Below are 11594 nucleotides of genomic sequence, written 5' to 3'. Positions count from 1 at the left end.
ATCGACTGCGTTCAATGGAACAAGAAGAAATCACCTTTAATTCGTAACTATTCATTATATAAATATAATAAATTCGCAAAAGAGGTAATGGCTTTGTTTAAATACCGAGGTGACTACGAACTTCATAAAATATTTACTGACGATTTCGCTCAGCTTTATAAGGTATATAGTCCCGAGAATCCCGTACTGGTTCCCATCCCTTTAAGCAAGGAACGAATGTATGAACGAGGGTTTAATCAAGCGGAAGCGTTGGCATCTTTACTCCCGGCAGAAGTAGCTTATCCTCTTACTCGTAAGCATACGGAGAAACAAGCGAAGAAAACGAGAGAAGAAAGGCTACAAAACCATAGGGTGTTTGAGCTTGTGGAGCCAGCTTCGGTTACAAAAAGAAACGTCATTTTAATTGATGATTTGTACACAACAGGCGTTACGTTACACGAAGCAGCGCTTTGTCTAAAAGATGTGGCGGCAGCAATCTATTCTTTTACAATTTACCGTTGAAAAAATAAGCGGTTCAGCCGATACAAAAGGAAATGAGAAGAGAAAGGGAAAAGGAGCATGTTAACGAATTGTTTACGTTGTGGAAGCTTATATGTTCAAAGTGGAGCACGCAACATTTGCCCAAGTTGTTATCAGGAAGAAGAAGACCAGTATGAGCGCGTGGTTACCTTTTTACGAAAGCGAGAAAATCGAACTGCAACCATGTATGAAGTCGTTAAAAAAACGAAAGTACCGGATCTGCGCATTCGGCAGTTTATTCAACAGGGGAGGCTACTAATAGCCAAATTTCCAAACCTAAGCTACCCTTGCCTAGAGTGTGGGCAAAATATTAGAGAGGGAAAGCTTTGTCATAGTTGCGCTCAGCAGTTGAAAAATGATTTAGCGAAGCACGAAATAGAAACAAAACGTCAAAGTGAACGACAGGATCGATTATCAACTTATCGTTTGAAAGATAAATAATCTAGATAGAAAGAACTGGTTATCTTCTTTTAATAAAAATAATGGTTCTTAAGACCTTTTTAGTTTGGGTACAAAATCGCACTTATTTTGAAGCTTTTTAGTATGTTTGTGCATTTAGCCTCAACTTTGAATCAGTTGCTAAATGTTTAATTCAAAGCTCCGATATAATGAGTAATAGATAGCGGATACAAACTTTAAAGAGGTGACGAAAAATGAAGATAAATTCAACTCATTCTAGCAGAATAAATCCATATCAAAAGGCAGCTGAAAAAATGGAAAAAGCTCAGCAAACAGGAAAACGAGATGGTGTACAAATTTCAAAAGAAGCGAAAGAGCTTCAGCAAATGAGTACGAAAGCGACAGAGCATTCAGCAAAGGTTGAACAGCTAAAGCAGCAGATTGAAAATGGAACATATAAAGTTAACGCAGAAGAAGTGGCAAAAGGGCTTATCAACTTTTATAAAAAGTAAAGGGAATGACAAAAATTGAATAGCGGCAAACTGAATGAAATTTTAACAAAGCAAATTGCATTGCATAAGAGCTTATTAGCTTTAACAGACCAGAAGACGGCAATTATTATTAGCCAAGATATCAAAAATTTAACCCATGTGCTTAAAGATGAGCAAACACATGTTGCGGCGATAGAAGCATTGGAAAAACAGCGTATGTTGCTCATGGGAAATATCGAACAGATCGATCAAGCCATTACCCTTCAACCACTTCAAAGCCAGCTCATTGAACTTATTGAAAGCATTCAGAAAAAAAATGAGTTAAATCAACAACTGCTAACACAATCTCTGCAGCTCATTAATCTTGAGCTTGACTTATTAACCTCATCTCAACAAGTAGATTCATATAATTATACAAAAGTAGAAAACGATGTACCACCACTTACACCAGCATCTACCTTTCAGTCAAAAGCGTAGAGAATGAAGGAGAGAATGTAATGATTTCAACTTTTCATGGGCTACAGGTTGCAAAGCGAGGCATGAATGCGCAGCAGTCAGCGCTATACACAGTGGGGCAAAATATCGCCAATGCCAACACGCCAGGCTATACCCGTCAGCGCGTTACGTTTGAAGCGAGTACGCCTTACCCAACACCAGGAATGAACCGTCCAGGAGTGACCGGCCAACTTGGCACGGGGGTGGATGCCAAAACGATTGAGCGTGTGCGCGATCAGTTCCTTGATGTACAGTACAGAGGGGAAACGGTTAAGGTAGGTTATTGGAATGCTAAATCGGCAGCCATTGACAAAATGGAAGAAATTCTAAATGAGCCATCTGAAGACGGACTGTCGGCAACGTTTGATCAATTCTTCGAAGCGCTTCAAGACGTTGCCGCAAATCCATCAAATGCCGGTGCTCGATCTGTTGCACGTGAGAGGGCAAATGCGATTGCTGATACATTTACGTATCTGTCCACATCGCTGGAAGTTATTCAAGGTGATTTACAATCTGAAATTGACGTTACCGTCACGCAAATGAACTCGGTTCTTGAGCAAATCAATAACGTTAATAAACAAATTAATGACATTGAAGCGCACGGCTATTTGCCAAATGATTTATACGATGAGCGTGACCGCTTATTAGACGAGCTTTCACAGTTTGTAGAATTTGACGTACAGTACAATCAAACAAGCGGTAACAGTCTGCCCGTAGCTGAAGGAACCGTGACGGTTACGATGCAAACTGCAAACGGCCCTGTTACGTTAGTAAATGGTCAAACTCGTCAAGCTGCAGCGTTTACGATAAACGATAGGGACGGAATCGTAACGGATATTCGTGTAGGTGGCCAAACACTTTCGCCAGCTAACCTTTCACAAGGTAAGCTTAAAGGATTGATTGAATCAGCAGGTTACGTAGATGAAAGTGGCCAAACTAAAGGCGTATATTCGGATATGCTGGCGTCACTTGATAAAATGGCCTTTGAGTTTGTAAACTGGTTTAACGGCCAGCACGAACAGGGCGTAACGTTAGATGGCCAAACGGGTGTATCTTTCTTTAATCCAATTAACGAGGAAAAAGGCGCAGCGAAAAACATTACGCTATCAAATGAAATTATTCAAAGTACTAACAATATAGCGGCTGCTTCTCAATCAGAAATAGATGGAGACCGTAAAGGAGACGGAAGCAATGCGCTAGAGCTGGCTAACTTTCGTGATAGTATTCGTATTCAGCTTACTAACGATCAAACTGTATCCATGAAAGAATATTATCAATCTCTTATTGGACAAATGGCTGTTAACGGCCAGCAGGCAAACCGTCTAAAAGGAAACTCAGAAACGCTTCAACAAGCTGTGGAGCAGCGAAAACAATCAACAAGCTCCGTTTCAATTGACGAAGAAATGAGCAACATGATTCAGTTTCAGCACGCATACAATGCGAGTGCTCGCATGGTGACAGTAATTGATGAAATGTTAGATCGTATTATTAACGGATTGGGAACGGGTGGTAGATAAAGATGCGAATTACACAAAGCATGTTGGCGGCCAACTCATTACGACATATTAACAGCAGCTATAATCAGCTCCAAACCTTGCAAAATCAGCTATCAACGGGTAAGAAAATTACGCGTCCGTCAGATGATCCCGTTGTCGCTACGAAGGGGATGGCATACAGGTCTAACCTATCTGAAATTGATCAATACAAGCGAAACTTAACCGAGGCCTATTCGTGGTTTGATAACTCTGAAGCAGGGCTTGAACAAGTTAACTCCATTTTTCAACGTGCTAAAGAGCTTATGGTTCAAGGAACAAACGGCACGAACGATGGACAAGATCGCCAAGCAATTGCTCGTGAAATTGAACAGCTGAAGCTCGATTTTATGCAGGTAGCAAATACGCAAGTAGCGGGCAGATATATCTTTAACGGCGTGAACGTAGGGAACGCGCCCGTTACTCAAAGTGCGGATGGCTCCATTGCATCTGAAATTAATGCCGACCCTTTTTCAGTTGAAGTATCAAAAGGCGTCAGCCTACGTGTCAACATTAATGCTGACCGTATCTTTTCGCAAGAAGCGTTTGATTTCATCAATAATATTCAAGTTGGTTTTGAAAACAACGACGTTGAATCGCTTCAACAATTATCAACACAAGTGGATGACTATTTATCAACTCTATCAGCAGAGCGTTCAGAGCTTGGTGCAAGAAACAATCGCCTGGAGCTCATTGAAAATCGCATTGCTTCTCAAGAAATTATCGCTAGCCGTATGATTTCAGATAACGAAGATGCTGACATTGAGAAAGTCATTACGGACTTAACCATTCAAGAAAGCGTGCACCGTGCTTCCTTATCAGTTGGTGCCAAGCTCATTCAGCCAACGCTTCTTGACTTTTTACGCTAAACCAAAACTCCTTCTTTGAAGGGGTTTTTTTAGGAGGAATACTGATGCAAGTTAGTGCCACCCAGGCCTCTTACGCCATGCCATCCATCACTCAGCCCCAGCCAGTCGACGTTTCGACAGAAAAAATCCAGATCATTGTCGAAAAAACACCGTCCCGGCTTACTATTGATCAAACTAAGGCATGGGAAGAAATGAACCTGCAATCAATTTTAAAAAGAATGGCCGAAGAAGCAAATGAAGGAAAACAGGCGGTGATGGAATCTATTACAAAAGCAACCCAAGAAGGAAAAGAGTTAATGAAAATTGAACAGGAGGGTAATCCAATCGCTGATCAAGCCAAGCGCAACAGCGAAAAGCCCATCTATCCAAGCAACATAACCTTTATTCCAAGTCCGTTTAGTGTCAAAATAAACTATGTACCTGAAACACTATCAATCTCAACAATTAAACAAGAGGTGTAGCTCATGCTTAAAACAGCTTATCACGGTGATGTTCAAATTGAACAACCCTCATTAACATTTGAAAAAGGTCTTCCCGGGTTTCCACACGAAACGCAATTTGTGATTTTGCCGCTTCCAAACGCTGATATGTTCCACGTGTTACAGTCTACGAAAACGCAGGAAGTTGCGTTTGTGATGACCGAGCCATTTCAATTCTTCCCAGACTATGACTTTAAATTAGATGAGACAACGGTCAAGCAGCTTCAGCTTGAAAGTAGCAGTGACGCTGCGGTATACGTCATTTTAACGATGCATGACGACGTGACTAAAATTACGGCAAACCTGCAGGCACCAATCGTTTTTAACACCAAAAACAATCAAGCTAAGCAAGTTATCTTAAATAACGAAGTCTACCAAACAAAGCACCCGCTGTTTCAGCCCGTCAACAACTAAGGAGGGAACGACCATGCTAGTCCTAACGCGTAAAACGAACGAAACGATTAAAATCGGTGAAAACATTGAAGTGACCGTTCTCTCTATTAGCGGTGATCAAGTCAAACTTGGTATCAAGGCCCCGCGTGACGTTGAAGTCCATCGCCAAGAAATCTATGAAGAAATACAGCTGGAAAACCGCCAGGCATCCAAGCCGGTAGCTAATATGATGGACATCTTAAAAATAATAAATGACACCAAACCAAGACTCTAAACCGTCTTGGTTTTTCTTTTGAAAAAAGTAAAGAAACCGCTAAACAATCTAAAAAAGAAGACGATATCATTCTTGTAAAGACAAACTGCCAGGCGGCCGATTGGCGGGGAGTCAAAATAAGCTCACACGGACGTGGGCGAAAACATATTCAAGGAGGAAATTATAATGAGAATTAATCATAATATTGCGGCTTTAAACACATACCGTCAGTTCGGTAATGCAAATGCTGCTCAATCAAAATCAATGGAGAAATTGTCTTCTGGTCTTGCAATTAATAAAGCTGGAGATAATGCAGCTGGGCTAGCAATCTCAGAAAAAATGCGCGGGCAAATTCGTGGTTTAGACCAAGCTGGGAAAAATGCACAAGATTCAATCTCAATGATTCAAACAGCAGAAGGTGCTTTAAACGAAACTCACGACATTCTTCAACGTATGCGTGAACTAGCTGTTCAAGCTGGTAATGATACAAACACAGGTACAGACCGTGGTGAAATTCAAAAAGAGATTAACCAATTAACATCGGAAATTAACAGAATTGGTAATACTACTGAATTTAATAACCAAAAATTATTAAATGCTACATCAGGTACTCAAGTAGGAGGTTCACCAGCTGTTCCAGGAACACCAGCAACTACAATTGCATCAGCAACTGATATGACAGCTGGGGGTACTAATACTGCTTCAGGTGAAGCTACTATTAGTGGGACATTTACAGGAGCTGCTGATGAAACTCTAACACTTCAAAAAACAGCTACTGGTTGGTCTGTAGATGGAGGAACTTCTGATGTATCTTTAACAGGAGATACATTTACTTACAAAGGTATGACAATTGACATTTCAGCTGCAAAAGGTGATGCAGCAACTGGTGATACTTGGACTCAAGACTTAACTGCAGCAGTAGCAGGAACACCAGCAACTGGTGCAAAGTCTCAATTTACAACACAAATTGGTGCGAATGAAAACCAAACCATGACGCTTGAATTTGAGGATATGCGTGCAGCAGCTCTAGGAATTACTGGTACAGCAGGAAATGCCGGTTTTACAACAGCAGCCACAGTTACTGATGGTACTAACAATACTGCTAATGAAGCTGCCCTAGACGTATCATCAGCTGAAAATGCAGGTAAAGCTGTTACAGCAATTCAAAGTGCTATTGAAAAAGTTTCCGCAGAACGTTCTAAACTAGGTGCGAACCAAAACCGCCTAGAGCACACGATTAATAATCTAGCTACATCTTCTGAAAACCTAACAGCTGCGGAATCTCGTATCCGTGACGTTGATATGGCGAAAGAAATGATGAATCAAACGAAAAACTCAATTCTTTCTCAAGCTGCTCAAGCAATGCTTGCTCAAGCTAACCAACAGCCACAAGGAGTTCTTCAACTTCTACGTTAATTTTAAGCTGAATAGAAAGACTCTAGTCTATGTACTAGAGTCTTTTTTTACTATGAAAAGGTATAAATGACAGCAATCCAGCCCATACTAATATCAAGGTATTCCCCTATCCCCTTTTTTATTGATCTTCTCCCGTGAGAAGGTCTTTTTTTATGAAAAAGGCTGAAACAGAAGTATTTCAGCCAATGGTAAGCTTGAACGATTGAGAGTTCGCAACTCTTAGTTGTCCAGGCTTTTTTGTGATTGGGCAAGCCTAGTTTGGAGACGGAGTGGAATGGAGAGAAAGGCACTCGACTCCTCTGCGCGGAAAGCGAGTGGCCGTGGCGCAATGGAGCGAACGTGTTGAGCCAAACCATAGAGAGGGGAGCGGCTATTGTTTGGCTCTTAGAAGCAATCATTTTGTTATATTCCAAACTCTTGCTTATGTATAAATAGACGATAAAGCCGATTTGTCTTCGATTTGAGCGGGTTCTTGGGTAGAGATGTATTCAATCTTATAGCGGTTTAAGTAGTTTTTTTGAAGAATGGCACAGCCAATTTGCTTATCGGTTGTGGTGAACAAAATGATACGCTTTTCTCCGTTGATCGTTTCGTCTTTTTGTATTTCTTGAATGGACAAGCTGGGTTCTTCTTTTTTCGCATAGGTTTCAATTTTCGCTTGAATAGTAGAATACGAGTCGGTTTCTTTAATTGCTTTTTCGTTTGTATGAATAACGGCAAAGGCCGTGAGCATCCCGGCAAGTAGAAAAGGAATGATCGTTTTTTTCATGGCTGAGTAGCTCCTTTATAGAGGATCGTAACAATGTGGAATTTTAACAGCATTGTAGCACGAAAAGCCCCCAATGAAGGTCTAGATTTAAAGAAATAGGAAAATAAAACAGATTAATGGATAACAAAGGTAGCGCTCGTGACCTTCATCCCTGTCGAAAAAACAAGCCTTATCTCATGCGAAATCGTGTTTTTAAAGCGAAAAAGTACTGCGAACTACCTATAAACAATAAATAAATGCTTCCGATAACAATAGAAAAGAGTGCTTTTTAAGGGGTGGCTGTGATGGAGGGGACATCATTTTCAGCTAAAACGCTTCATTCAATTGCGTTAAGCTATGCCAATGTTCAGCAATCAAAAGAAACAAAACAGCTAGAAACAGAGTCAAAAGCGCTGGAAAGCAGCAATGAAGTAATCATTGCACAGCTTGAAAAAGCAGTGGAAGAGATTAATCGAAAGCTCGCGCCTACGTTTGTTTCGGTGCGTTTTCAGCTTCATGAAAAGTCTCATACGTATTTCGCTCAGGTTGTAAATGCAGAAACAAACGAAGTGATTCGTGAGATACCTCCCGAAAAGCTTTTAGATATGCATGCCGAGATGGAGCGGCTTGCAGGGTTAGTCATTGATCAAAAAATGTAATTGGCGGTGAAACAATGGTTCGTATTGGTGGATTAGCAAGTGGAATGGATATTGACCAAATCGTAAGTGACTTAATGAAAGCGGAGCGTATGCCGCTGGATAAAATAAAGCAAAAAAAGCAAACAACAGAATGGCAGCGCGACCAGTATCGCGAAATGAACCGATTGCTAACGGAATTTCGTGATTCGGCTTTTAACATGACGCTCCAGTCAACATATATGGTGAAAAGCTCATCTTCAGCAGATGAATCGAAAGTTACGGCTACTGCGACAACTTCAGCAGGTAACGCGTCGTATACGTTATCAAACGTAACGATGGCGACGGCTGCCAAAAATATTAGCGGGGCAGTTTCAGGAACAACGAAAATTGATCCATCCAAAAGCTTATGGTCTCAGCAAAGTGCGTTTTCAGGTGGTCTAACGTGGCAGACTAAAACGATCAATCAAAGCGCGATTACGGTAGCGAGTGACACGACGAAGGTTTCGTTAGGAAAAGGAGCTATTTCTAATTTACCGACTTCTATTACGGTCAATGATGCGGACGGTGCTTCTACTAATTATACGGTTGTTAACAGCGCGGATAACCTAGGTGCAAACGATGTATTTATTGACGCGGCAACCGGTGAAATGACGTTTGGTACGCAACTTGCAAAAGATAGCGTGGTACAAGGGTTTGATTATGAACAAAACTATGTTTCATTTGCCATTATAACCTATGATGAAAATGGAAAAGCGATTGAAGATGATCAAAAGAATGGGAAAATGAACTTTGAGTTTGATGGTACAAAATCTTTAAACGACGTTATTTCTACGATTAATAACTCCAAGGTTGGAATTTCTGCATTTTACGATTCAGGAACGGATAAAATCATGTTTACTCGTAAAGACACGGGTAAATTGACGAGCAGTACGGATGCGGCGGGTCCTCAAATGAAGCTTGAAGGTGATTTTCTGACCCAGACGCTAAAGCTCGATCAAACGAATGAACAAAGCGGAACTGACGCAACGTTTGAAATTAACGGCTTACAAACAACGCGAAAGTCCAATACGTTTACAATAAGCGGCGTGAGCTTTACCCTGCAAGATAACTTTACAGCCCCTGTGCGCGTAAATGTCAGCAATAACACGGATAAAGCCGTGGAATCAATTAAAAATTTTGTGACGAAATACAATGAGCTCATTGCCACTCTTAATGGTAAAATCACCGAAGAGCGCTACCGCGATTACGGTCCTTTAACGGATGCGCAGCGTGAAGGCTTAACGGACAAACAAGCGGAGCAGTGGGAAGAAAAAGCGAAAAGTGGGTTATTAAAAAACGATTCAATTCTTTCAAGCGGCTTAAATCAAATGCGTTCCAACTGGTATTCAGCTGTTTCAGGCCTTACGGGTGAATTTAAGCAGCTAACGGATATTGGAATTACGACAAGTACGAACTATATGGACCGTGGAAAGCTTGTTATTAACGAGACAAAGCTAAAGGAAGCACTTGAGAAAGATCCGCAGTCTGTTATGGACTTATTTTCAAAGAATGGTGAAACGACAAGCGAAAAAGGAATTGTCCGAAGACTTCGTGAATCCGTTACGGATACGGTATCTAAAATTGAGCAGCGTGCAGGTCGCTCAACTTGGACGAATACGCAGTTTGTGCTCGGCCGTAATTTACGTGACATGGATGATCAAATTAGTCGATTTGAAAGTCGTCTTGTGCAGGTGGAAGATCGTTACTGGCGCCAATTTACAGCAATGGAAAAAGCCATTCAAAATTCAAACGCACAAAGCATGCAGCTATCGCAATATTTTGCTTAAACATAGAAAAAGTACGAGAAGGAGTGAAGGAAATGGCAGCAAATCCTTATCAAGCGTATCAGCAAGGGGCAGTTCAAACCGCTTCACCTGGTGAACTTACGCTGATGCTTTACAACGGATGTATTAAATTTATTAAAATGGCCCGTATGGGGTTTGAACAACATAATATCGAAGTGAAAAACGAAAACTTACTTAAAGCACAAAAGATTATTCAAGAGCTAATGGTTACGTTGGATACAAGTGCTACGGTTGGAAAAGAAATGATGGCGATGTATGACTATATGAATCAGCGTTTAATTGAAGCCAATGTTCAAAATCGCGTAGAAATCCTCGACGAAGTAGAGGAATATGCCGTTGAGTTTCGCGATACGTGGAAGCAGGTTATTCAAATGAATCGTAAGCAAACCCATGGTTCAGGTGGCCAAGCGTGACGTCTCTGGACTCCTTATATGACTTGACGGCTGAGCTCTATGGGGTTGTACAAAAGCCGCTTCTGGCAGAAGAACGTGAGGATATGATTACGAAAGTGGAATCTTTGCTTCAAGAGCGAAGTCAATATATTGACGAGCTTGTTCAGTCGAAAGAAAGCCAAAAAGATTCGAGAGGGAAAATCATCGTTAGCATGAATGCCATCATTGATTCAACATTGTTAAAATGGAAAAAAAGTGTTGAAGAGGACCTTCAAAAAACAAAGGCCAAAAAACAGCATGTTAATCGTTATGTTAACCCGTATGGAAATGAAACATTCGATGGAAGTTTTTACGATAAGCGAAACTGAATAGAAAGCATAAAAAATTGAAAAAATAAGGCCTTCTTCTCTTTGAAGAAGGTCTTTTTTTTGAGTTCCAACATACACTTTCTTAAATTTGAAAATTTATTCGCTGAATTTTCAAAAAAATATAGGTTTAAGAAGGGAAAGTGTCGGGTATTGTAGAAATATAGAGGTATAGCAATGATTAAAGGAGGAGTTCGAATATGATGTACAACATTCGTGGCGAAAACATTGAGGTAACTCCAGCAATCAGGGAATATGTAGAGAAAAAGCTCGGCAAGTTAGAGCGCTATTTCGATGGTACACCTAATGCTGATGTAAACGTAAACTTAAAAGTATACAACAACGACCAAAAAATAGAAGTTACAATTCCAATGACTGATCTTGTATTACGTGCTGAAGAGACGCATACAGATTTATATGCCGCAGTCGACCTTGTCCTTGATAAACTTGAGCGCCAAATTCGCAAGCATAAAACAAAAGTGAACCGTAAAATGCGTGAAAAAGGTGCTGAAAAATACCTATTCGCTGCGTTGGAAGGTGACTCAAGCGTTGCCGTTGCAGCTGAAACGGATGAAGAAGAGCTAGAGCTTGTCCGTACAAAACGATTTAACTTAAAACCAATGGATAGTGAAGAAGCAATTTTACAGATGAATATGCTTGGTCATAGCTTCTTTGTCTTCACAAATGCCGACACAAATACAACCAATGTCGTTTATCGCCGAAAAGATGGGCGATACGGACTGATTGAACCAAACTAAATA

Annotated in this window: 16 protein-coding genes; 15 read left to right on the top strand and 1 reads right to left on the bottom strand. The window is 40.7% G+C overall.

What is annotated here, in order from left to right; translation table 11 throughout:
- The first annotated feature begins 93 nt into the window (after positions 1-93).
- From V2145_RS18380 to V2145_RS18335, 10 genes are all read left to right on the top strand, one after another.
- Positions 94-501, top strand: a complete 408-nt coding sequence (locus V2145_RS18380) for a ComF family protein (protein WP_330988086.1) — start codon at positions 94-96, stop codon at positions 499-501.
- A gap of 57 nt (positions 502-558) precedes the next feature.
- Positions 559-960 (top strand): TIGR03826 family flagellar region protein, encoded by a 402-nt coding sequence (locus V2145_RS18375; protein ID WP_210610819.1) that lies wholly within the window; start codon positions 559-561, stop codon positions 958-960.
- Positions 961-1172: 212 nt separating this feature from the next.
- Positions 1173-1430 carry a flagellar biosynthesis anti-sigma factor FlgM gene (flgM, locus tag V2145_RS18370; RefSeq protein WP_210610820.1) on the top strand — a complete coding sequence of 86 codons (258 nt, stop codon included), beginning with the start codon at positions 1173-1175 and terminating at the stop codon, positions 1428-1430.
- Positions 1431-1445: 15 nt separating this feature from the next.
- A complete protein-coding gene (locus tag V2145_RS18365) occupies positions 1446-1886 on the top strand; it encodes a flagellar protein FlgN (protein WP_210610821.1) in 441 nt (146 codons plus the stop codon).
- Between the two features lie 20 nt (positions 1887-1906).
- Positions 1907-3421 carry a flagellar hook-associated protein FlgK gene (gene flgK / locus V2145_RS18360; RefSeq protein ID WP_330988085.1) on the top strand — a complete coding sequence of 505 codons (1515 nt, stop codon included), beginning with the start codon at positions 1907-1909 and terminating at the stop codon, positions 3419-3421.
- A 2-nt stretch (positions 3422-3423) separates the two neighbouring features.
- A complete protein-coding gene (gene flgL, locus V2145_RS18355) occupies positions 3424-4305 on the top strand; it encodes a flagellar hook-associated protein FlgL (protein WP_330988084.1) in 882 nt (293 codons plus the stop codon).
- Positions 4306-4349: 44 nt separating this feature from the next.
- Positions 4350-4766, top strand: a complete 417-nt coding sequence (locus V2145_RS18350; RefSeq protein WP_210610823.1) for a DUF6470 family protein — start codon at positions 4350-4352, stop codon at positions 4764-4766.
- Positions 4767-4769: 3 nt separating this feature from the next.
- The gene (gene fliW, locus V2145_RS18345) at positions 4770-5198 is read left to right on the top strand and encodes a flagellar assembly protein FliW (RefSeq protein ID WP_330988083.1); all 429 of its coding nucleotides are present in this window, start codon (positions 4770-4772) and stop codon (positions 5196-5198) included.
- A gap of 13 nt (positions 5199-5211) precedes the next feature.
- On the top strand, positions 5212-5451 hold the full coding sequence (csrA, locus tag V2145_RS18340; protein ID WP_330988082.1) for a carbon storage regulator CsrA: 240 nt from the start codon (positions 5212-5214) through the stop codon (positions 5449-5451).
- A 165-nt stretch (positions 5452-5616) separates the two neighbouring features.
- On the top strand, positions 5617-6846 hold the full coding sequence (locus V2145_RS18335; RefSeq protein ID WP_094911081.1) for a flagellin N-terminal helical domain-containing protein: 1230 nt from the start codon (positions 5617-5619) through the stop codon (positions 6844-6846).
- A gap of 421 nt (positions 6847-7267) precedes the next feature.
- Here the strand turns inward: V2145_RS18335 and V2145_RS18330 are convergent, their stop codons facing one another.
- Positions 7268-7615, bottom strand: a complete 348-nt coding sequence (locus tag V2145_RS18330) for a hypothetical protein (RefSeq protein WP_094911082.1) — start codon at positions 7613-7615, stop codon at positions 7268-7270.
- Positions 7616-7899: 284 nt separating this feature from the next.
- Here V2145_RS18330 and V2145_RS18325 point away from each other — a divergent pair, with 284 nt between their 5' ends.
- The 5 genes from V2145_RS18325 (at position 7900) to hpf (ending at position 11591) form a co-directional block, all read left to right on the top strand.
- The gene (locus V2145_RS18325) at positions 7900-8253 is read left to right on the top strand and encodes a flagellar protein FlaG (RefSeq protein WP_094911083.1); all 354 of its coding nucleotides are present in this window, start codon (positions 7900-7902) and stop codon (positions 8251-8253) included.
- 14 nt (positions 8254-8267) lie between these two features.
- Entirely contained in the window at positions 8268-10058 is a 1791-nt protein-coding gene (fliD, locus tag V2145_RS18320; RefSeq protein WP_330988081.1) for a flagellar filament capping protein FliD, read from the top strand.
- 32 nt (positions 10059-10090) lie between these two features.
- The gene (gene fliS, locus V2145_RS18315) at positions 10091-10489 is read left to right on the top strand and encodes a flagellar export chaperone FliS (protein WP_094911085.1); all 399 of its coding nucleotides are present in this window, start codon (positions 10091-10093) and stop codon (positions 10487-10489) included.
- The gene (locus V2145_RS18310) at positions 10486-10836 is read left to right on the top strand and encodes a flagellar assembly protein FliT (protein WP_330988080.1); all 351 of its coding nucleotides are present in this window, start codon (positions 10486-10488) and stop codon (positions 10834-10836) included. Before fliS ends, V2145_RS18310 begins: the two co-directional genes overlap by 4 nt.
- 197 nt (positions 10837-11033) lie before the next feature.
- Positions 11034-11591, top strand: a complete 558-nt coding sequence (gene hpf / locus V2145_RS18305) for a ribosome hibernation-promoting factor, HPF/YfiA family (RefSeq protein WP_094911087.1) — start codon at positions 11034-11036, stop codon at positions 11589-11591.
- Positions 11592-11594 lie beyond the last annotated feature (3 nt).

The sequence above is a fragment of the Priestia sp. GS2 genome (genome assembly GCF_036409025.1).
Lineage (GTDB): Bacteria > Bacillota > Bacilli > Bacillales > Bacillaceae_H > Priestia > Priestia aryabhattai_A.
This window is presented reverse-complemented; position numbering and strand designations above follow the sequence as displayed.